Origin of the sequence: Gracilibacillus pellucidus (assembly GCF_033949965.1) — a bacterium.
Classification (GTDB): domain Bacteria; phylum Bacillota; class Bacilli; order Bacillales; family Amphibacillaceae; genus Gracilibacillus; species Gracilibacillus pellucidus.
Genome location: NZ_JAWZSR010000019.1, coordinates 1 through 21,534 on the forward strand (window position 1 = coordinate 1; position 21,534 = coordinate 21,534).

Sequence of the window (21,534 nt, forward strand, 5' to 3'; positions counted from 1 at the left end):
TTTTTCAACCGTTCTTGTTGAAAAAGTTAGTTGAAGCCGTGCCCATGGAAAGCGGAGTATTCTGACGTAGCGATTACCTACTACTCACTAGAAGTAGAATGGGTGAGCATATTTCATGGAGCAGCCAGCATGGACCAACGTCTACTATCGCTTTTAGACTGCGATTTTTGTATGTATGTGTTTCAAGTAGAAAGGGACAGCTTATTTGCTGCCCCTTTTTCTTATCCTACATAGTCTAGGTATTTATCATCTTTGATTACTTCGTCAATGGTACCTCCGCCTAAGCAAACTTCGTCTTTGTAAAAGACAACTGCTTGGCCTGGAGTAATGGCACGTTCAGGATTATCGAACACTACTTTTGCTGTACCATCTGCATTTGGATGAACTGTTACACCATTATCTTTTTGACGATAACGGAATTTAGCTGTACAATGGAACGCTTCTGTCGGCGTTTCATTAATCCAGTTAATATCTGTCGCGATTAATGCATCAGAATATAATGCATCATTGTGATAATCTGCTCCAACATAAAGAACATTATCTTTTAAGTTTTTACCTACAACAAACCATGGACCACCAGGGCCACCGATACCAAGACCTTGACGTTGACCGATTGTATAATACATCAATCCGTCATGATCACCTTTTACTTGACCATCTAGTGTCATGATTTTACCAGGTTGTGCTGGTAAGTATTCACTTAAGAATTCTTTGAAGTTTCTTTCACCAATGAAGCAAATCCCTGTACTATCTTTTTTATCAGCTGTTGCTAATCCATTTTCTTGTGCAATGCGACGCACTTCTGATTTTGGTAAATGTCCGAGTGGGAACATTACTTTTTCTAATACGTCTTCTGATAATTGATTCAAGAAGTATGTTTGATCTTTATTATCATCCACACCACGTAACATTTCTACCTTATCACCATCACGTCTTACTTGCGCGTAGTGTCCTGTTGCAACATAATCCGCACCAAGAGAAAGCGCATGTTCAAGAAATGCTTTAAACTTAATTTCTTTATTACACATTACGTCTGGATTAGGTGTTCTACCTGCTTTATATTCATCTAAAAAGTACGTAAATACTTTATCCCAATACTGTTTTTCAAAGTTAACAGCATAGTATGGAATATCTAATTGGTTACATACACGTACTACATCATCAAAATCTTCTGTAGCGGTACATACGCCAAATTCATCTGTATCATCCCAGTTTTTCATAAAGATTCCGACAACATCATAGCCTTGTTCTTTTAATAAAAGAGCTGTAACAGAAGAATCTACACCACCACTCATACCGACAATAACTCGTGTATCTTCTTTTTTCTTCATTTCTTTCACCACCTTATTTTGCCAGTCTTTTCACAATTTGTCCTATTTTTTCAGCGGCTGCTGATACATTTTCTTCATCATTCGCTAGTCCAAAACTAAAACGAATTGAATTAGTCGTACAACTACTATTTTCAGTAAACATAGCACTTAGTACATGAGATGGCTCTACAGAACCTGCTGTACAAGCACTTCCACTTGATGCTGCTACACCACTCAAATCAAAGTTCGTTAATAATGCTTCCACATTTGTTCCTGGAAAACTTACATTAACGATATTCGGAACACGTTCTGCGTCCTCTCCATTAATCGAGAACGTAACCTCTTGCTCCCGTAAAATTTGTAAAAATTGATCGCGAAATCCCTGATACTTACTATATCTATCTACGCGTTCTGCTTGACCGAGCTTAATCGCTTCGGTAAATCCGGCAATAGCTGCTACATTTTCAGTGCCTGGACGACGTTTTCGTTCTTGTTCACCACCGTGCTGAAGTGCTTGTAACGATACATTCGGATCTACATATAAGAAACCTAATCCTTTTGGTCCATTAATTTTATGAGAAGAAACAGTAAGTAAATCTACTTTCAGTTCGTTAACATCAATGGGCAGCATGCCGTACGCTTGAACTGCATCTGTATGGAAATAGGCTTTGTGCTCCTCTAATAATTGGCCAATCTCAGCAATTGGCTGAATCACTCCTGTTTCGTTATTAACCATCATCACAGTGACGAGAATTGTATCATCTCTTAAAGCACTTTTCAATTGATTGATATCGATCGCACCGTCTTCATTCACATCTAGATAAGTTGCTTCAAATCCTTGCTTCTCTAAATTTTCTACTGTGTGTAATGTAGCATGATGCTCAATTTTTGTAGTAATAATATGTTTTCCTTTTGTTTGATTAGCTAATGCTACCCCTGTTATCGCCATATTATCTGCTTCTGTTCCACCGCTAGTAAAAACAATATCTTTCTCTGTAGCGCTAATAGAGGCTGCCGCCACCGCTCTAGCCTTATCTAGTACTTGACGAGCTTTACGGCCGAAAGAATGAACACTCGATGGATTACCGAAATTTGCTTGTAGACTCTCCGTCATTACCTCCGCTACTTTCGGATGAATTGGGGTTGTCGCTGCATGATCTAAATAAATAGCTTTCATTCCGTTCAACTCTTTTCTTTAAATATAGAACATATAAGGATCTTGCACACCTTTTTCTCCATAAGTAGATAAATCTTCTAATGTAGTTGTATCCAGTACATTCTTAACTGCATCTCGAATTCTAATCCATAATTCTTGCTTAGCAGGTTCTTCCTCTTCAATACCTTCTACAGGTGTAATCGGTCCTTCTAAAATTCTAATGATATCACCAGCTGTAATGTTAATTGGTTCTTTTGCAAGTACATAACCACCATATGCACCGCGAATACTTTTTACTAAACTGGCATTTCTAAGTGGAGCAATAAGTTGCTCTAAATAATGCTCTGATAAATTGTTTTCTTTTGCTATTGTTTTTAAAGACATCGGACCATTACCATTATTTCTAGCTAATTCGATCATAATCGTTAATCCGTATCTACCTTTTGTTGATATCTTCATGGTTACACCTCATTTTTTCCCATTAAAAAAACTATATGCTTACTATGTGTTCAAATGATGACTTTTTAACTACATTACAATGTTCGTCATTAGTAGTTATTATAGCATGGATGATATACTTATTGCAGAACAATTCTTAGCAGTTTACTTGTCATTACATACTTGCCTATATTAAGAAAGCAGCAATAGAATGTCAAGTTGCTTGCTCTAGATATACCGAGAAAGGATGTAACAAATCATGAATCAACCACTTGCATTTCGAATGAGACCTAAAAATATAGATGAAGTAATCGGGCAACAACACTTAGTTGGAGACGGACAAATGATTAGAAGAATGGTCGAAGCAAACAGACTCCATTCTATGGTACTATATGGTCCACCCGGAACCGGAAAAACCTCGATGGCAATTGGCATTGCGAATAGTTTACAAATACGCTATAAACTATTAAATGCAGCAATAGATAAGAAAAAAGATATGGAAATCGCTGTAGAAGAAGCAAAAATGTCTGGGCAACTTGTCGTTATTTTAGATGAGGTACACAGACTTGATAAAGCAAAACAAGATTTTCTCTTACCACATGTTGAATCAAACTTAATAACACTAATCGGTTGTACAACAGAAAATCCTTATCATTCAATCAATCCAGCGATCCGCAGTCGTTCCCACATTTTTGAATTATTTCGCTTAGAACTTAATGATATCATCGATGCGTTAAACAGAGCGATTGACGACAGTAAAAATGGACTAGGAGATTTACCTTTAGTAGTAGAAGAAGAAGCAAAGGAACATTTTGCTAATGCTAGTAATGGTGACTTGAGAGCAGCATTGAATGGATTAGAGCTGGCCGCTTATTCCACCCCTCGCAAAGATGGGAATGTTATTATTGATTTAGCTAATGCAGAAGCTTGCATGCAGAAAAAAAGCTTCTCACACGATAAAGGTGGCGATGCCCATTACGATGTTTTATCTGCTTTTCAAAAATCAATACGAGGTAGTGATGTGGATGCTGCTTTACACTACTTGGGACGATTAATTGAGGCTGGTGACTTAGACAGTATTGCGAGAAGGATGCTAGTTATTGCCTATGAAGATATTGGTCTTGCAAATCCACAAGCAGGCCCACGAGCACTTGCCGCTGTTCAAACCGCAGAACGGATTGGATTTCCAGAAGCAAGAATCCCTTTATCTGTTGCAATAGTAGAATTATGTTTATCACCAAAATCAAACAGTGCTTATTCTGCTCTTGATGCAGCATTACATGACATCCGAACAGGTAATACCGGAGAAATCCCTGCACACTTAAAAGATGCGCACTATAAAGGAGCAGCATCACTTGGACGTGGTGTAGACTATAAATACCCTCATAACTATGAAGGTGGCTGGGTACAACAACAATACTTACCGGATAAAATCAAAAATAAGCAATACTATCATCCTAAAGATACTGGTAAATTCGAAAAAGGCTTGCAACAAATATATCAAAAGTTAAAAAAATAATGTTTAACTCACTCCTTTTATGGTCAAAATAGCTAGTAAGTTCATCCGACTTAAACGATTATCAATCTAGTATGCACTGTCTATGGCATGACAGATGTAACGATCTATTAAACAATGACAGAATCATATAAGGAGTGAGCATTTATGGCTAAAGTACGTCAAGATGCCTGGTCACATGAAGATGACCTATTATTAGCGGAAACTGTATTACGTCATATTCGAGAAGGGAGTACACAATTAAAAGCATTTGATGAAGTTGGTGACAAGCTTAATAGAACTTCTGCAGCCTGTGGATTTAGATGGAATGCAGAAGTAAGACAAAACTATGAACAAGCTGTACAAATAGCGAAAAAACAACGAAAAGACAATAAGCGGGCACTTGCTAACCAAAATAATGTGTACACCCCGCCAAGTGTAGAAGTCAGCCAATCAACTCATGAACCAAATACAACAATCGAAGAAGAAGTATATTCCATGCTAAATTGGCGTAATAATCAAGAACAGCCGAGCAAACCTATTACTGAAACCTATCAGCCTGAATACAAATATGAAAATACATTAAACCTCGATCAAGTTATTCGTTATTTACAATATTTAAAGAAAGAACAAAAATCGTTACAATCTTCTAAAGTAAGTCAGCAAAAACTAGTACATGACAACGAACAAATGCAAGCTCAACTAGAAAATGAGCAGAAAAGAGTCAAAGAATTAGAACATGAATTAAGAACAATGAAGGAAGACTATCAAGCCTTTATGCAAATCGTTGAACGAGCTAGAAAGATGGTAGTATTTGAGGAAGACTCACATACTGTCCCGAAATTCCGGATGGATAAAAACGGAAACTTAGAACAAGTAGCAAAATAATAGAATAGGGTATATATATGAATGACCATGATTTCCGATTTTAAGAAATTAGGTCATTCATTCGCTTAATGAGTGACCTAATTTTCTCTCTTTTAAAATTTCGGGCATTCATTAATCATTTATAAACATCATAGACAACCAAAAAGGCACATCATATTAATGATGTGCCTTTACTGTTAATCGACAATCCCGATTGTGCCGTCTTAGTGATGAAGTTTTGATCCCCGCTCTTAGCAGGTGGGTGCTCTGTCCCATACTTCTTGTTTCCGCTATGTAAGTATACAGCGGCATACATTCCATATAAGAACGCCAAGCTCCCGGATTAATTGGTGTTCGGTCAAAACGTCCATTATTCAACGAACACATCAGGATTTACTATCAATTTGTTAACTACATAATAGCATATCGAATTTTGTAATTCAAGTGGATATCTTTACAATCTTTTAACCAATTCTTTACTACTATTTCAATTTTAAGTGTAATTCATTCAATTGTTTAACATCAACTGCATTAGGTGCATTTGTCATTGGATCTGATGCTGACGCTGTTTTCGGGAATAAAATAGTATCACGTAAGTTTGTACGTCCTGCAAGCAACATAACTAATCGGTCAAATCCGAATGCAATTCCTCCGTGTGGTGGTGCACCGTACTCTAACGCATCTAATAGGAATCCAAATTGTGCTTCTGCTTCTTCCTTGGTGAAACCAAGTTTTTCAAACATAATATTTTGCATTTCACGTTGATAAATACGTAACGAACCGCCACCTAGTTCATAACCATTCAATACTAAATCATATGCTTGAGCTTTTACTTCGCCTGGATTTGAATCTAATTTATCAAAATCAGATTCAAATGGCATCGTAAATGGATGGTGAGCTGCATGGTAGCGTCCAGCCTCTTCATCATATTCCAATAACGGCCAATCTGTCACCCATAGAAATTCAAATTTACTCTCATCAATTAAATCATGATCTTTTGCTAATTTTAAACGTAATGCTCCTAGTGTATCATAGACAACTTGATTCTTATCCGCTACAAATAATAATAAGTCACCTGCACTTGCATCAAGCAATGTACGGAACTCTGCCTGTTCTTCTTCAGAGAAGAACTTCGCAATCGGACCAACTAATGACTCTTCGTCTACTTTCAACCATGCTAGACCTTTAGCACCGTAAATCTTAGCAAAGTCTGTTAATTTATCAAGATCTTTACGAGAGTATTCACTCGCTTTGTCTTTTACGTTGATCGCACTTACTTTTCCACCATCTTCTACAGTTTGACGAAATACTTTGAAGCCAGATTCTTTTACTGCTTCTGATAGGTTGACTAATTCCATTTCAAATCGTACATCTGGCTTATCAGAACCAAAGCGTTCCATTGCTTCATCATATGGCATACGTGTAAATGGCGTGTTAATATCAATCCCTTTAACATCTTTCATTACTTTCTGCATCATTCGCTCTGTCATTTGCATAATATCATCCATAGACATAAATGATGTTTCAATGTCGATTTGTGTAAATTCTGGCTGACGGTCTGCACGCAAGTCTTCATCACGGAAACAACGTGCAAATTGATAATATTTCTCAAATCCTGCAACCATTAACAATTGCTTAAATAGTTGCGGTGATTGTGGTAATGCATAAAAGTAACCTTCATGAACACGACTTGGAACTAAATAGTCACGCGCACCTTCTGGTGTACTCTTTGTAAGCATCGGTGTTTCCATTTCTAAGAAATCCTCGCTATTTAAAAATTCACGAATGGATTGTGTTGCTTTATGACGTAATTTAAATGTATCTTGCATTACTTCTCTACGTAAATCCAAATAGCGATATTTAAGACGAATATCTTCTGATACCTCTACATCATCTGTTAAAGTAAATGGCGGTGTCTTCGCTTCGTTCAACACACGAACTTCAGATACGATAATTTCGACATCACCAGTAGCAAGTTTTTCATTTTTCGTTTCAGTAGCTCTTTCTACTACTTTACCTGTAACTTCAATGACATATTCACTACGAACACTATCACCTATCGCATGTGTTTCTTCGCTATTCTCTGTATTAAACACAGCTTGTACAATACCAGAGCGATCTCGTAAATCAATAAAAATGATTTCTCCCAGATCACGTCGCTTTTGCACCCATCCTTTTAGCGTTACTTCTTGATCTACATGTTCTTTTCGTAAACTTCCTGCTAAAGTACGCATTGATATCCCCCTTATAACTTTCCTTTAATATACGTTGTTAATTGATCGAATGAAACAGCTTCCTGATCCCCTGTTTCCATATTTTTCACAGAAATTTGATTGTTAGCTAATTCGTCATCCCCTAGTACTAACACGTACTTCGCCTTTAATCTGTCAGCAGATTTAAATTGGCCTTTGAATTTTTTACCTTGATAATCTTTATCCACTTGGACACCAGCCTGACGCAATTCATTCACGACTGCTGCAGCCTTCAGGTTAGCCTCATCTCCTAATGAAACAACAAAGCAATCCAGCTGATCATCGATTGGTAACTCTACTCCTTCTTTCTCTAACGCCATTAAAAGTCGTTCGATACTAAGTGCAAATCCTATACCAGGCGTTTCTGGTCCACCTAATTCTTGAACAAGACCATTATAGCGTCCCCCACCTGATAGAGTTGTAATCGCACCAAAACCTTCTGCATCACTCATAATTTCGAAAGCAGTATGGTTGTAGTAATCCAAACCACGTACTAAATTCGGATCCACTTCATACGGTATATTCATCGCATCTAAGTATGCTTTTACTTTTTCGAAATATTCCTTCGAGTAGTCATTTAAATAATCTAAAATAGATGGCGCATCTTTCATTTTTGGATGGTCGCGATCCTTTTTACAGTCTAAAATACGTAATGGATTCGTATGTAATCTAGATTGACAATCATTACAAAGCTCATCTACTACAGGGCTAAAGTGGTCTACTAATGCTTGACGGTGTTTCTCTCTACTTTCTTTATCACCAAGACTGTTAATGACTAGTTTTAATGATTTTAATCCTAATGAGCGATATGCGTTCATCGCAAGTGACATCACTTCTGCATCAATTGCTGGATCTGCACTGCCTAAAACCTCTACACCAAATTGCACAAATTGACGCATTCTTCCCTGTTGAGGTCGTTCATAACGAAACATTGGACCTACATAAAATAACTTGGTAGGTTGATTGGGAAGCCCAAATAGTTTGTGCTCTACATATGAACGCGCAACAGAAGCAGTTCCCTCTGGTCTTAATGTAATGCTTCGATCACCTTTATCTGTAAAAGTATACATCTCTTTTTGAACAATATCTGTAGTATCCCCAACACTTCGTTGGAATAATTCCGTATGTTCAAAAATCGGTGTGCGAATTTCTTTGTAATGATAATTTTTCGTTAATTCCTTTAATTTTTCCTCGACATATTGCCATTGCTCCGTTACACCAGGTAAAAGATCCTGTGTACCTCTCGGTGCTTTCATTATGTGTCCTCCTTTATTCCTTATAAGCATTAGAAAAACTCCAGGTCATCCTCTTTTCACAAGAACTACGTAGCATTCCTTACACTTTTAAGCGTATAAAAAAACTCCCATCCCAAAAAAGGGACGAGAGATTACCCGTGTTACCACCCTAGTTGAAGTAGTATACGAACCACTTCCACTCAAACAGTTAACGCCTGCCTACGTTTATGCCTACTAGATGTCTGTTTCGGCACAAAGTCTCCAGAATGTCTTTCACATGAGTCAGTTAGCAAGAATTCTTTCAGCCACCGGAATTCTCTCTCTTTCCTACTGGTTCTCAGCTACTCTTTCTTTCACTGACTTTATTTATTCAGATCATTTGAATTTCTTATATCATAATCGCTTATCAAGGTATTTGTCAAGTTTGTTTACGGTTTTTCGCTATTTTTTGTGTAGAGTGTAGTGCAATATCAAATTGAGCGGCAATTTCAGTTTGATAATTTCTTGATTGAAATTCTCTAAAATGGTGAATACTTCTTGTGAATTGATGATTTGTCGCTGCTTTTCGATTCAGTTTGTCATGTGTATGCATATGTTTATCCCTACCTTTTTACTTTTCCTTACATCTTCGTTACTATAAAGTGAGACTTATCTACACCGTGTTAATAAAGAATTGAAGCGAAGGGAGCTCTATTTAATTGAAATGGAAACTCTTTATCCTCATCACACTTTGTTTTACAGTTATGTTCTCACTTGTTTTCATCCTTTATGCAAAAACAGGGCAAATTGATGGAATGAATGTAAATGTTCGTAGTGGCCCTGGTGTGGAGTTTGACGTTATTACACAAGTCCATACTCCAGAAAACTATGAAATTTTAGAAGAAACAGGAAACTGGGCTAAAATCGAAATGGATGAAGTGGAAGGATGGATTCATCAAGATTATTATTCTATAGAAGAAAGTAGTAAAAAGGGAAACAATATCAATCACTCCTCTAAAACGATAAAACATAGTGTGGAAAACCTTTATCGGAAAAAGATTGTGATTGATCCAGGACATGGCGATAGAGATACTGGGGCTATCGGTGTTTCCGGTCAACATGAGAGTGATTACACGTTGAAAACAGCAAAAATACTTCAAGAGGTATTAGAAGAAGCAGGCGCAGAAGTCTTATTAACACGAGAGACTGACAGATATGTTCCCTTAACTAGTCGTACAACCTTCGCTAACCTCATGAAAGCAGACGTATTTCTTAGCATACATTACAATAGCACACCTGAATTACCAACTGCGAATGGCATAGATACTTATTATATGGCGAGAAGAGATAAGCAACTTGCTCAATTTGTCCATCAGGAAATCATTCATGAAACACTAGTAACAGATCGTGGTATCGAAGAGCGCGATTTACATGTATTACGTACCAATCACCTACCGTCCTTACTGCTAGAATTAGGTTTTATTTCGAATGAAAAGGAAGAAAAAAACATTCAATCCCGAGCACATCTTCGGGCAATAAGCAGAGGAATAGCAAGAGGATTATCATTATACTTTCAGTGAACTACTCGCTACTTAACTATGCTTGAAGTGGGAGCTTCTCACTTCCAAGACGAAAGCATCCTTTCGTCTCCATGAGCATTACTTCGGGAAGTTTCTGTCCTAGATGTTCGACAAATCGGAGTTTTTTTACCTTGGATATTTTACTCATGGGGGGATTTAGCTTGGTTTTCGCACTTTTCATTTCCCATGCAACTTTATATATCCAGTTATCAAAGAACACTTCATAGCAAGTATAGAAACGTACGTTCGGTTAATTAGCATATCTAAAGACATACTTGACCGGAAGCCCATTCATCTCCACCTTACCGTTGAGCTATCGCCACACGCACACCTGAAGATGGAGACTTCTTAGCAAAAAACGTTAAAAAAAGACCGTGCTGGGCTATGCACGATCTTTTTTCATTATTTACGTTGCGCTTCACTTTCAAGAATCATGGTTACTGGTCCATTGTTCGTAAGTGCTACATCCATTTCCGCACCAAATTTTCCTGTTTCAACATGAATGCCTTCTTCTCTAAGTCTTTCATTATAAAGCTCATAAAGCTTTTCCGCATGATCTGGCTTTGCTGCTTCCATAAAATTCGGTCTTCTACCTTTTCGTGTATCTCCATAAAGAGTAAACTGAGAAATGGAAAGAACACTCCCTTTGGTATCCTGCAAAGAGACATTCATCTTTCCATTTTCATCTTCAAAAACACGTAAATGAATGGTTTTATTCACTAAATACTCCACATCTTCTACCGTATCCTCATGTGTAACACCTACTAAAGCAACATAACCATCTTGTATTTTCCCAATTACTTCGTTATCTACTGTAACAGATGCATCTGTTACACGTTGCAAGATTACTTTCATGCTCATTACTCCTATTACTTATTGAATCATTCGTTCTACTGTATAAACATCTTTTATTTGTTTTAATCGTTCAACAATTCGACGCAAATGATTAATATTATGAATTAAAATGGTGACATTAATAATCGCAATTTTATTACGATCTGAACGTCCATTCACGGCAATAATATTCGTTTTTGATTCATTAATTCCCTGCAGGACATCATTTAGTAGTCCTCGTCGGTCATAGCCGGATATCTCTAAATCAACATGATAAGCTTTTGATTCAGACTCTGTATTTTCCCACTCTACATGAATTAATCGATCCTTCGCATCATCCGCAAGTACATTAGGACAATCATGTCGGTGCACAGATACACCTCGGCCTTTCGTAATATAGCCAATAATTTTATCACCTGGAACAGGATTACAACATTTAGACAGGCGGACAAGCATATTGTCAACACCGTCTACCCTAACACCTGAATCTCTTTTTGATTTTTTCTTCATCGATTGGCCGCTTGCATTTACTTCTTCAATCGTCTCTTCGATTTTCTTGTCTTTTTCTTGTTGCTGACGAATTCTTTCCGTCAACCTTGTGACGATTTGGGCCGCAGTTATACCGTGATAACCTACCGCTGCAAACATATCCTCTTCCGAGCCGAAACTAAATTTCTCCATAGCTAGTTGGATATTATCTTCCGTTAATATCTCTTTCGGTTCAAAGCCTGCTTGTTTTAATTCCTCATCAACCATTTCGCGACCATTATTAACATTCTCATCCCGTCTTTGTTTCTTGAAAAATTGTTTAATTTTATTTTTCGCTTGGGATGTTTGGGTCATCTTTATCCAGTCTTGTGACGGTCCATATGAATGTTTAGAAGTCATCACTTCAACAATATCACCATTATTTAATGGATAATCAAGTGGCTCCATTTTGCCATTAATTTTCGCTCCTATTGTATGGTTACCAACCTCCGTATGGATTTTATAGGCAAAATCCAAAGGGACAGATCCACGTGGTAATTCAATGACATCGCCTTTCGGTGTAAAGACATATACCATGTCAGAAAACAGATCGACTTTTAATGACTCCATGAATTCTTCTGCATCATTTGTGTCACTTTGCCATTCCAGAATCTCACGGAACCATGCAAGACGATCCTCATTAGCTTTTTGCTGAGGATTTACTGTTTTACCTTCTTTATATGCCCAGTGTGCTGCAATTCCGTACTCTGCAATCTCATGCATTTCTTTTGTACGAATTTGTACTTCTAATGGCGCTCCTTTTGGCCCAATTACTGTTGTATGAAGTGATTGATATAAATTAGCCTTAGGCATTGCAATATAATCTTTGAAACGTCCAGGCATCGGCTTCCAACAAGTATGAATAATTCCTAAGACGGCATAACAGTCTTTAATACTTGAAACGATTATCCTTACAGCTAATAAGTCATAAATTTCGTTAAACTGTTTTTTCTGTAGCATCATCTTACGATAAATACTATATAAGTGCTTCGGCCTACCTGAAAAGTCCGCTTCAATATTGACACCGTCTAGTTGCTTTTTCACTTCATCCATAACTTCTTGAATATAATATTCACGTTCTTCACGCTTTTGTTTCATCAAGTGAACGATGCGATAATATTGTTGTGGATTTAAATAACGTAACGCTGTATCTTCCAACTCCCATTTAATCGCAGATATCCCTAATCTATGTGCGAGAGGAGCGAAGATTTCTAATGTTTCATTGGAAATACGACGTTGCTTCTCAGCAGGTAAATGCTTCAATGTCCGCATATTATGCAAACGATCCGCAAGCTTAATTAAAATAACCCGGATATCTTTTGACATCGCAATAAACATTTTGCGATGATTTTCTGCTTGCTGTGCTTCTTTAGACTTATATTTAATTTTTCCGAGCTTTGTAACCCCATCAACTAGCATCGCAACTTCTTCATTAAATGCCTCTTCTAAATCCTCTACCGTTACTTCTGTGTCCTCTACAACATCATGTAAAAAGCCACCTGCTATTGTTTCAGGGTCTAGTCTTAAATCCAATAATATTCCAGCAACCTGAATTGGATGAATGATATATGGCTCTCCAGATTTACGAAACTGGCCTTCATGTGCTTTTTCCGCATAATCATACGCATCTTTTATAAAGCGAATATCTTCATCATTCAAATAATTCTTCGCCTCTTCAAATATATCCTCAGGCGCTAAAATTTTATCCTTTGCCATATAATCACCTTTACTTTTAGACTAACTACGCATTTTTACGTGTTTTATCTATCATAACAAAAATCACACAATATTTCCTCTTATTCTTTTCAAATATCGACATTTTACTTCATTTTAGTTTTTTTCATTATTATTGTTGGTATGTTTGACCCTACTTTCACCAGCATTTATCACGTTGTAAATGGAACATACCCGTTTCTGTTCGTCAAATACCGTATGAAGTAAGTTATGTTTGTTTATAACAAAAGGACATGGTTCAGTGTTTTGAACTCATGTCCTTGTTTTTAATATTCCATTAATGTTAATACGTCATAGCCTTCTAATTTATCGCGTCCGTCAAGGTAACTTAATTCGATTAGGAATGCACATCCTACTACAATTCCACCTAGCTCTTCTACTAATTTAATCGTAGCTTCGATTGTTCCACCTGTTGCTAATAAGTCGTCTGTAATAAGTACTCGTTGTCCTGGTTTGATAGCGTCTTTGTGAATCGTTAATACATTCTCGCCGTACTCTAAGCCGTAATCCACTTTAATTACTTCACGTGGAAGCTTACCTTCTTTTCTTACTGGCGCAAATCCAATTTCTAACGCATAGGAAACAGGGCAACCAACGATAAACCCACGTGCCTCAGGTCCAACAACTAGATCCACTTCTTTACTTTTAGCATACTCAACAATTTCATTTACCGCTGACTTATAGGCAGGTCCATTGTCCATCAAAGTCGTAATGTCTTTAAACTGCACCCCTTCTTTCGGCCAATCTTCCACTACTGTAATATATTTTTTATAATCCATAAACGATTTCCTCCTCTGGTATCTCAGCTTTGTTCATTTGCTCAGAAAACCATGTTTTTAATTGTGTATAAGAAGAATAAATGAATAATTCTTCTAGTTCCAGTTGATTTTTTCTTGCTTTATATACTTCAGCTTCTGCTAAATCTTTTTTTGATGGGTTATCTGCTAAAACAATCAATTCGTCTTGTCTCGTCAAAAAATGAAGCTCATGAAAAACTTGAAACATAAATTTGATTTTTTCTAATTTCCATCCCTTGTATTTAGCAAGCTTTGGTGCATCTGTTTTATAGTCAAAGTATTTTCGCTTCAACAATAATTGATACAGCCACTTAAATTCTTCTCTTGAAGGTAATGAGCGAAAATAATCACCATCTGTTGAAAAACAAACATATAATCGCTTGAAATCAACTTTGTTCAGTAATTCTTGTAGGTCTGTTACTGCACTTGGCAAATCCAGTAAATATAGTGCATCAATTGGTTCCGTCACACTCAACACAGTCTCCTTATCAGAGATAGTTAGCCCATTGTAATCATTACCTTGAAAGCTCACAAAATAATGATTATCAAGGTTTTCATCTAATTGACTAGACCAGTTTTTGACACCTCGATAATCAAAAAGTTGCCAGCTAGTTACTGCTAGATCTTTTATCATTAATTGTGGTTTACGAATACCATTCCACTCATTTACTTGTAATTCTCCAACTACTTCAATCGGTGTTTGCTTTGCAACAGACGTCGCCTTATCACCAAAGCCAAATCCTATACTGTCCAACTGTATACCTGACTCTACAAATTTTACTTTCAAATGATTTTTGGTGGCACCGATTTGTTTCATTTCTGTTGGAATTGCCTCAATATGAAACAACGGCTTTGGATTAGCCATTCCAAATGGAGCTAACTGATCAATCGTTTCCAGTAACTCCATGTCTATTTCACTAATAGCTAATGATCCACTAACAGTTAATTGTGGCTTATAATCCGCTTCCGTTAATTGTCCTTTCGCTAGTTTATCCAGTTCCATTTCAAGCTCAGCAACATTTTCCAAAGGTAAAGTCATTCCTGCTGCTTGAGCATGGCCACCAAAATGAGTGAATAAATCTTTATGCTTCATACAATTTTGAAACATATCAAATCCTTCAATACTCCTTGCAGAACCTTTGGCATTATTTGTTTCCGAATCAATCGAGAGAACAATTGCCGGACGATAATAAGTTTGCACTAGCTTAGATGCTACAATACCTAGCACTCCTTGGTTCCAGCCTTCTTTTGCTACAATAATAACGCGCTTATCTGAATCAGACGCTTCAAACATATCAGTAGCTTCTTTTGTAATATCTGCTACTATTTTTTGTCGCTCTGTATTCAATTCTTGCACATATTCAGCAAGCTCTTCCGCTTCCTCTGAATCTTCCGTTATCAACAGATCAACAGCCAAGTTAGCATCTTGCAAACGACCAACTGCATTTAGTCTAGGAGCAATTCGAAAACCGATATCTTCTTCGGTTACATTGCCTTCTATTTTACATAGTTTCTTCAAAGCTTTGATCCCTTTTCGCTCAGAACGGCTTAAAGCTTGCAAGCCTTTATGTACCAACACTCGATTCTCATCTTTCAATGGTACCAAATCTGCAATCGTTCCTATTACAACAAGATCTAAAAATTGTTTAGGAAAATAACCGAGTAAATGTTCTGCAAATTTGAATGCGACACCTACACCTGCTAATTCTTTAAAAGGGTAATTCTCGGAACATTTCGGATGAATAATAGCAAATGCTTCTGGCAAACGCTCTTGTACTTCATGGTGATCCGTAATAATAACATCCACTCCTAATTCATTGGCAACAGCAACCTCATCTATACCTGCAATTCCATTATCGACTGTAATAATTAATTGGAATCCTTGCCGATGCGCCTCACGAAATGCCTCCTCATTCGGACCATATCCTTCTGTAAAGCGGTTAGGTATATAATAATCACACATTGCACCACTTTCCCGGAGTGCTTCAACCATTACGGTAGTTGATGTAACACCATCTGCATCATAGTCACCATACACTAAAATACTTTCACCATGTTCAATCGCCTGTTTGACACGACTAATTGCTTTATCTATTTGCGAAAAGTCACTTGTATTGTGTAGCTGTTCTAAACTTGGGTTAAGAAAGTTGGTAGCTTCTTCAACTGTTTCGATTCCTCTTTGCAACAATAATCGTTTTACAACGGGAGATACGTTCACATTCTGTAAATTCTCTGTATCCACCCCATCTTTATCGTTATATGTAAAAATCCAGTTTGATTGACTTTCTAACATAAATTCACCCCTGACTCACTTATTATACAGGAAGTGTATCAAGGGTAGCAAACAGAATTATTTTACTGTATCGTTCTTTTCTTCTATTTCTGCTAAATTTACTTCTTCCGAGCTAACATCATAAACATTTGCATCACTTACTGTCAAGTTACTTAATTCTTTTTTCGTTACTTTTAATTCTCTTTGTAGGTGCATAATGCGAAAAATACTAACCGCCGCAGTAATAACAGCTCCCATTAAAACAGAAAATAAAATAACTAAAATAAGCGGAGCATGCCCTGCACCGAATAGAAAGTTGACTTCTACTGGGTCGACATTAATAACTGCAAAAACAGCGATAATTACAGCGAATACAACAGCTAAAATGATATACGTTTGTCCCTTCATACTATGCCTCCTAGATAATTACTATTTCCCTATCCATAGTATATAGCAATGATTTACTAATGTCGAACTTTGTTATGCTAAATAAAATTATCCAAGTAAGAAGCTGAGCACCTATTAGAAGGCGCTCAGCTTTCACTTACACTATACTTGTGGTCTATCATTATAAGATTTTTCTTTATAGACAATTGGTTTTTCTTTCACTGTTTTCCCTCTCCATACTAACCATATTTGGGCAGCGATAAATAAGGAAGAGTACGTACCTGCAAGTAAACCAACTACTAAGGCAAACGAGAAGTTCGTAATGGAACTTGCACCAAATACTAACAACATAACCGCTGCGAAAATAACGGTTAATACAGTGTTAATACTTCGCGCTAATGTTTGCATTAAACTATGGTTAACAATTTTAGCAAGTTCTGCAAACGATTTGACTTTTTTCTTTTTCTTCAAGTTTTCCCGTATCCGGTCAAACGTTACAATCGTATCGTTAATGGAGTAACCAACTATCGTCAGAATCGCAGCGATAATCGTTACATCAAACTCTAACCTAGTAATACTGAACAATGCAATAATGAAAAATGCATCGTGTAACAACGCTAATATCGCTGTTAACGCAGAATAAAATTCGAAACGGATAGTAACGTAAATAATAATCCCAATCGACGCGTATATTATTGCCTTGATAGCATTTTTTGCTAGTTCTTGACCTACGACAGGTGAAACAGTATTAACGGTTGGGTCATTACCATATTTGTCAGCGAAATATTCACGTACTTCTGCGACTTTTTCCTGTGATAAGTCCTCACCAAATCGTGCTACCGCAATATTTTGATTATCACCTGATAACACAACAGGTGCACTTAATTCAAGGTTTAATGACTCGAACCCTTCTTCAATTTCTTCTGCCGTTAAGGTATCATCTGCTAACACTTCTACACGAGAACCAGCAGTAAAATCAATTCCTAGATTCAATCTAAACATACCTAGACAGATAATTCCAAGTGCAACTAACGCAATGGAAATAGAAAAGAATTTCTTCCGATGTTTAACTAGGTCAAAATGTTTGCCAAATACAGTTGGTTGAATTTCTTCACGACTGTTAATGTCCTGAATTTGATTTTTCTTCACGCCAAACCAACCTGGTCGTTTATTCAACCAATTACTTTGAACCCATAATCCTAAGAATAATCTTGAACCGAATACCGCTGTGATAAAGCTTAATACGATACTAACCATCAGTAACGTCGCAAAACCTTTTACAGAACTTGTACCAAAGATAAATAATACTGCTGCAGCAATCATTGTCGTAATATTCGCATCAAATATCGTTGATAACGAATGTTTATTACCTGCTTTAAAGGCGGCTTTAACTGATTTACCTTCTTTAAGCTCTTCCTTAATCCGTTCATACGTTATAATGTTAGCATCAACTGCCATACCTACCCCGAGAACGAGCGCCGCAATACCTGGTAAGGTGAGTACACCATTCATTAATTGGAAAACGAGCAATACTAAGTATACATAAATACTTAATGTAATGGCTGCAACTACACCAGGGAATCGGTAATAGAATATCATATAGATAAAAATTAACAGAACCCCTAACATACTAGCGAAAACCGTTTTTTGTAACGCTTGTTGACCAAATTGAGCACCTACAGAAGTCGAATACTCCTCTTTCAGTTTAACTGGCAACGAACCTGCATTTAATAAATCAGCTAATTGTTGTGCTGATTCAATGGTGAAGTTACCTTCAATCATTATATCTGTTGTTCTTAACACCGAACTAAAATTCGGAGCGGATATTACTTTTGAATCTTGCTTTTGAATTTCTTCTTCATATGTATCACCGTCTTCATAATCCATCCAAATAACTACTTGATTTGCAAGATCTGGGTCATCCATTATTTCTTTTGTTGTATCACCGAAACGATCGTCATCTTTAAATTTCACTGTTACAATTGGTTGATTGGTCTCACTATGAAAGTCTTGCTTCGCACTACCTTCTTTTATATCTGCCCCATCAAGATATAACTGATCATTTACATCCCTAAACGATAAATTAGCCGTAGTGGCAAGCATTTCTCTCGCTTCATCTTGATCTTCTACACCTGCTAGTTGAACACGAATTCGATTTGGTTCCTCGATATTGAAGCTTGGCTCACTAATCCCAATTGCGTCTACACGCCTTTGCAGTGTAGCAACTGTTGCTTCCAGTGTGTTACGATCCACCTCTTGTCCTTCATTCAATGGCTCCACATCATATAAGACTTCAAAACCACCTTGCAAATCCAGACCTAGGTTCATTTTATTTGCTATATCAGAATAAGTTGTTGCAATTACCGTTCCTAATACAATTACTATTAGGAAAAATGCAACGAGTCTTGCTCTTTTCACCATTTGTAAGGCCTCCCTACGTTTTCACAACACTACTATATTACTATAAACTCGCCTTATAACTCAAGTCATGAAAAGATACTAATCAGATTTTTGAGTACCTAATAATGCATGAAGTGATTCTTCTAAGTCATCATCCATTAAAGATTGCTGTGTTAAATAAGTCATAAACAGACTTGGTTTCAGGTGAAGTATGTCTTGCACTACTTCATATAATGGCTTATCTGGATTACCTTTCCACACCTTTTCAGAGAGACAGTCCCAAATATCTTCTTTTGTTGCTTTAGAATAATCGAGCAAATGAAATTCTGTCACCTTACTTTCAAGTACTTCTTCTAATTCATGTTTCCATAACGAGACTTGTTTCTTCTTTGTCATGGGCATCTCCTCCATCCATCTTTAAAAAAAGCAGCATTATTTATCGGTCAAAATAAAAATAAAATTGTCATGCTTGTCCTGACATCATGCATATACTTCATTGTAAACGATAATTTCCCATTTGAGAAGGCAGGTCGAGCGAAGTGACCAAACAAAATTTTTTAAAAGGCACGATCATTTTAATAATTGCAGGAATGATCACTAGATTTTTAGGCTTTATCAACCGCATTGTTGTCGCCAGAATCATGGGCGAAGAAGGCATCGGGCTATATAATATGGCGCTTCCCACTCTCTTCCTCATGTATACGATATCACAAATAGGTCTACCGATTGCTATAGCGAAGCGGGTTGCAGAGGCAGATGCTAGAAATGATCAGCCAAGAATAAAGCAAATATTAATTATTTCCTTATCTATAACGATTTCTCTAAGTATTTTGTCATCTATTCTGATGTTCTCGCTCATACCATACATTTCAACTTACCTATTAACAGATGATCGCGTTTTTTATCCGATGATGGCTATTATCCCTATCATTCCAATTAGTGCTGTTGGTGCTGTTATTCGCGGATATTTTCAAGGTAAGCAAAATATGAAACCTCAGAGCTATGCGCAAGTTATTGAACAAATCGTTCGGATCACCTTTGTATTATTACTTGTTACTTGGCTAGCCCCTTATGGCATAGAATTTGCCGCTTCAGGAGCAATGGTAGCAGTAATTATCGGGGAAGCAGCTTCTTTATTCTTTATGCTACGAATGTTCCAATTAAAGAAAAGAATCAAGTTAAGAAAAAATGTTTATTCCTATATAAAAACAGGCAGAGATACATTGCGTCAATTGTTTTCTATCGCACTCCCTAGCACTGCTAGTCGTATGATTAATTCAATAGCCAATTTTCTAGAACCAATACTAGTAGCACAAAGTCTTGCATTTGCTGGCTTTCAAGCAACAGTGGCAACAAAGCAGTACGGTGCACTAACAGGTTATGCCCTGCCATTACTCTTTTTACCGACCTTTATCACTCATTCATTAGCTGTGGCATTGGTTCCAAACATTAGCGAAGCAGAAGCGAAGCAACACAAAAAATTAGTCCATTATCGCATTCACCAAGCAATCCGACTATCTTTTGCTTCTGGTGCGATTGCAACAGTACTATTAACACTCTTTGCTGATTTTATTTTACAAAACATGTACGGTTCAACTAGCGCTAGCCTATTTCTAAAAATAATGGCACCTTGCTTTTTATTTATGTATATTCAATATCCGTTAAATGCTGCCTTGCAAGCATTAGACTTGGCGAAACAAGCAATGTGGAATAGTATTTGCGCCACTATTATTAAATTCGTTGTCCTGCTTTGTTTAGCAACTAATCCTCAAATTGGCATATATGGAGCTGCGATCGCTATGTGTGCTGGTGTTATGATAGGTACCATTTTTCATTTGGTCACACTATTTCGTAAGATTCGCTTTTACATACCGATAAAAATGATTTTGAAAATGATTATATTAATTGGATTGACCTTCTGGATGGGACTATTACTAACGCGTATTTTCCCGTTCCAATCAACAGATATTTTAACCTTTATCCTTATCATCCTTTTATTATTCATAAGCTATATCATCTTTTTATTCGGCATGCAATTTATCAGCAAAGATGAATTACAACAGTTACGCAAAAAATAACCATAACTCCGTTAGAGCAGGCAAAGTATCACTGTCTAAAAGTGATAGTAGACGTTGGTCCATGCTGGCTGCTCCATGAAATATGCTCACCCATTCTACTTCTAGTGAGTAGTAGGTAATCGCTACGTCAGAATACTCCGCTTTCCATGGGCACGGCTTCAACTAACTTTTTCAACAAGAACGGTTGAAAAA

At 37.0% G+C, this 21,534-nt stretch carries 17 protein-coding genes, 1 other RNA gene and 1 other annotated feature; of the genes, 4 read left to right on the forward strand and 14 right to left on the reverse strand.

Annotated features, from left to right (window positions below; translation table 11 throughout):
• Positions 1-221: 221 nt before the first annotated feature.
• From mnmA to cymR, 3 genes are read right to left on the reverse strand one after another with little or no spacing between them, the layout of a single operon-like run.
• Entirely contained in the window at positions 222-1,343 is a 1,122-nt protein-coding gene (mnmA, locus tag SH601_RS17035; protein WP_413775143.1) for a tRNA 2-thiouridine(34) synthase MnmA, read from the reverse strand.
• Between the two features lies 1 nt (position 1,344).
• Complete coding sequence (locus SH601_RS17040; protein WP_319959544.1) at positions 1,345-2,487, reverse strand: cysteine desulfurase family protein; 1,143 nt, start codon at positions 2,485-2,487, stop codon at positions 1,345-1,347.
• 18 nt (positions 2,488-2,505) lie between these two features.
• Entirely contained in the window at positions 2,506-2,925 is a 420-nt protein-coding gene (gene cymR, locus SH601_RS17045) for a cysteine metabolism transcriptional regulator CymR (protein WP_319959545.1), read from the reverse strand.
• Between the two features lie 235 nt (positions 2,926-3,160).
• Here cymR and SH601_RS17050 point away from each other — a divergent pair, with 235 nt between their 5' ends.
• Together SH601_RS17050 and SH601_RS17055 are read left to right on the forward strand one after the other, a co-directional pair.
• Positions 3,161-4,423 (forward strand): replication-associated recombination protein A, encoded by a 1,263-nt coding sequence (locus tag SH601_RS17050; protein WP_319959561.1) that lies wholly within the window; start codon positions 3,161-3,163, stop codon positions 4,421-4,423.
• 144 nt (positions 4,424-4,567) lie between these two features.
• On the forward strand, positions 4,568-5,287 hold the full coding sequence (locus SH601_RS17055; protein ID WP_319959546.1) for an RsfA family transcriptional regulator: 720 nt from the start codon (positions 4,568-4,570) through the stop codon (positions 5,285-5,287).
• A gap of 182 nt (positions 5,288-5,469) precedes the next feature.
• Here the strand turns inward: SH601_RS17055 and ssrS are convergent.
• From ssrS to SH601_RS17075, 4 genes are all read right to left on the reverse strand, one after another.
• Positions 5,470-5,662, reverse strand: a non-coding RNA gene (ssrS, locus tag SH601_RS17060) — 6S RNA.
• Positions 5,663-5,748: 86 nt separating this feature from the next.
• A complete protein-coding gene (gene aspS, locus SH601_RS17065; RefSeq protein ID WP_319959547.1) occupies positions 5,749-7,500 on the reverse strand; it encodes an aspartate--tRNA ligase in 1,752 nt (583 codons plus the stop codon).
• Positions 7,501-7,511: 11 nt separating this feature from the next.
• The gene (gene hisS, locus SH601_RS17070; RefSeq protein WP_319959548.1) at positions 7,512-8,774 is read right to left on the reverse strand and encodes a histidine--tRNA ligase; all 1,263 of its coding nucleotides are present in this window, start codon (positions 8,772-8,774) and stop codon (positions 7,512-7,514) included.
• Positions 8,775-8,890: 116 nt separating this feature from the next.
• Positions 8,891-9,119 (reverse strand) — a binding site (T-box leader).
• A gap of 52 nt (positions 9,120-9,171) precedes the next feature.
• Positions 9,172-9,345 (reverse strand): hypothetical protein, encoded by a 174-nt coding sequence (locus tag SH601_RS17075; protein WP_319959549.1) that lies wholly within the window; start codon positions 9,343-9,345, stop codon positions 9,172-9,174.
• Between the two features lie 106 nt (positions 9,346-9,451).
• Between SH601_RS17075 and SH601_RS17080 the strand changes: the two genes are divergently transcribed.
• Complete coding sequence (locus SH601_RS17080; RefSeq protein WP_319959550.1) at positions 9,452-10,312, forward strand: N-acetylmuramoyl-L-alanine amidase family protein; 861 nt, start codon at positions 9,452-9,454, stop codon at positions 10,310-10,312.
• Between the two features lie 402 nt (positions 10,313-10,714).
• Here the strand turns inward: SH601_RS17080 and dtd are convergent, their stop codons facing one another.
• The 7 genes from dtd to SH601_RS17115 form a co-directional block, all read right to left on the reverse strand.
• Positions 10,715-11,167 carry a D-aminoacyl-tRNA deacylase gene (dtd, locus tag SH601_RS17085; RefSeq protein ID WP_319959551.1) on the reverse strand — a complete coding sequence of 151 codons (453 nt, stop codon included), beginning with the start codon at positions 11,165-11,167 and terminating at the stop codon, positions 10,715-10,717.
• A gap of 18 nt (positions 11,168-11,185) precedes the next feature.
• Complete coding sequence (locus tag SH601_RS17090; RefSeq protein ID WP_319959553.1) at positions 11,186-13,390, reverse strand: RelA/SpoT family protein; 2,205 nt, start codon at positions 13,388-13,390, stop codon at positions 11,186-11,188.
• 284 nt (positions 13,391-13,674) lie between these two features.
• A complete protein-coding gene (locus SH601_RS17095; protein ID WP_319959555.1) occupies positions 13,675-14,187 on the reverse strand; it encodes an adenine phosphoribosyltransferase in 513 nt (170 codons plus the stop codon).
• Positions 14,177-16,498, reverse strand: coding sequence for a single-stranded-DNA-specific exonuclease RecJ (recJ, locus tag SH601_RS17100; protein ID WP_319959556.1), 2,322 nt, complete (start codon positions 16,496-16,498; stop codon positions 14,177-14,179). Before recJ ends, SH601_RS17095 begins: the two co-directional genes overlap by 11 nt.
• Positions 16,499-16,555: 57 nt before the next feature.
• A complete protein-coding gene (locus SH601_RS17105; protein ID WP_319959557.1) occupies positions 16,556-16,885 on the reverse strand; it encodes a LapA family protein in 330 nt (109 codons plus the stop codon).
• Positions 16,886-17,026: 141 nt separating this feature from the next.
• Positions 17,027-19,285, reverse strand: coding sequence for a protein translocase subunit SecDF (gene secDF, locus SH601_RS17110; protein WP_319959558.1), 2,259 nt, complete (start codon positions 19,283-19,285; stop codon positions 17,027-17,029).
• A gap of 78 nt (positions 19,286-19,363) precedes the next feature.
• A complete protein-coding gene (locus SH601_RS17115) occupies positions 19,364-19,660 on the reverse strand; it encodes a post-transcriptional regulator (RefSeq protein ID WP_319959559.1) in 297 nt (98 codons plus the stop codon).
• A gap of 143 nt (positions 19,661-19,803) precedes the next feature.
• Here SH601_RS17115 and spoVB point away from each other — a divergent pair, with 143 nt between their 5' ends.
• On the forward strand, positions 19,804-21,342 hold the full coding sequence (spoVB, locus tag SH601_RS17120) for a stage V sporulation protein B (RefSeq protein ID WP_319959560.1): 1,539 nt from the start codon (positions 19,804-19,806) through the stop codon (positions 21,340-21,342).
• Positions 21,343-21,534: the final 192 nt, after the last annotated feature.

Bases quoted from the DNA above. Each gene is read 5' to 3' on its own strand.
- aspS (WP_319959547.1), bottom strand. From the start codon at position 7,500: ATGCGTACTTTAGCAGGAAGTTTACGAAAAGAACATGTAGATCAAGAA.
- SH601_RS17115 (WP_319959559.1), bottom strand. From the start codon at position 19,660: ATGACAAAGAAGAAACAAGTCTCGTTATGGAAACATGAATTAGAAGAA.
- cymR (WP_319959545.1), bottom strand. From the start codon at position 2,925: ATGAAGATATCAACAAAAGGTAGATACGGATTAACGATTATGATCGAA.
- SH601_RS17105 (WP_319959557.1), bottom strand. From the start codon at position 16,885: ATGAAGGGACAAACGTATATCATTTTAGCTGTTGTATTCGCTGTAATT.
- SH601_RS17040 (WP_319959544.1), bottom strand. From the start codon at position 2,487: ATGAAAGCTATTTATTTAGATCATGCAGCGACAACCCCAATTCATCCG.
- dtd (WP_319959551.1), bottom strand. From the start codon at position 11,167: ATGAAAGTAATCTTGCAACGTGTAACAGATGCATCTGTTACAGTAGAT.
- secDF (WP_319959558.1), bottom strand. From the start codon at position 19,285: ATGGTGAAAAGAGCAAGACTCGTTGCATTTTTCCTAATAGTAATTGTA.
- SH601_RS17075 (WP_319959549.1), bottom strand. From the start codon at position 9,345: ATGCATACACATGACAAACTGAATCGAAAAGCAGCGACAAATCATCAA.
- recJ (WP_319959556.1), bottom strand. From the start codon at position 16,498: ATGTTAGAAAGTCAATCAAACTGGATTTTTACATATAACGATAAAGAT.
- SH601_RS17055 (WP_319959546.1), top strand. From the start codon at position 4,568: ATGGCTAAAGTACGTCAAGATGCCTGGTCACATGAAGATGACCTATTA.
- hisS (WP_319959548.1), bottom strand. From the start codon at position 8,774: ATGAAAGCACCGAGAGGTACACAGGATCTTTTACCTGGTGTAACGGAG.
- SH601_RS17095 (WP_319959555.1), bottom strand. From the start codon at position 14,187: ATGGATTATAAAAAATATATTACAGTAGTGGAAGATTGGCCGAAAGAA.
- SH601_RS17090 (WP_319959553.1), bottom strand. From the start codon at position 13,390: ATGGCAAAGGATAAAATTTTAGCGCCTGAGGATATATTTGAAGAGGCG.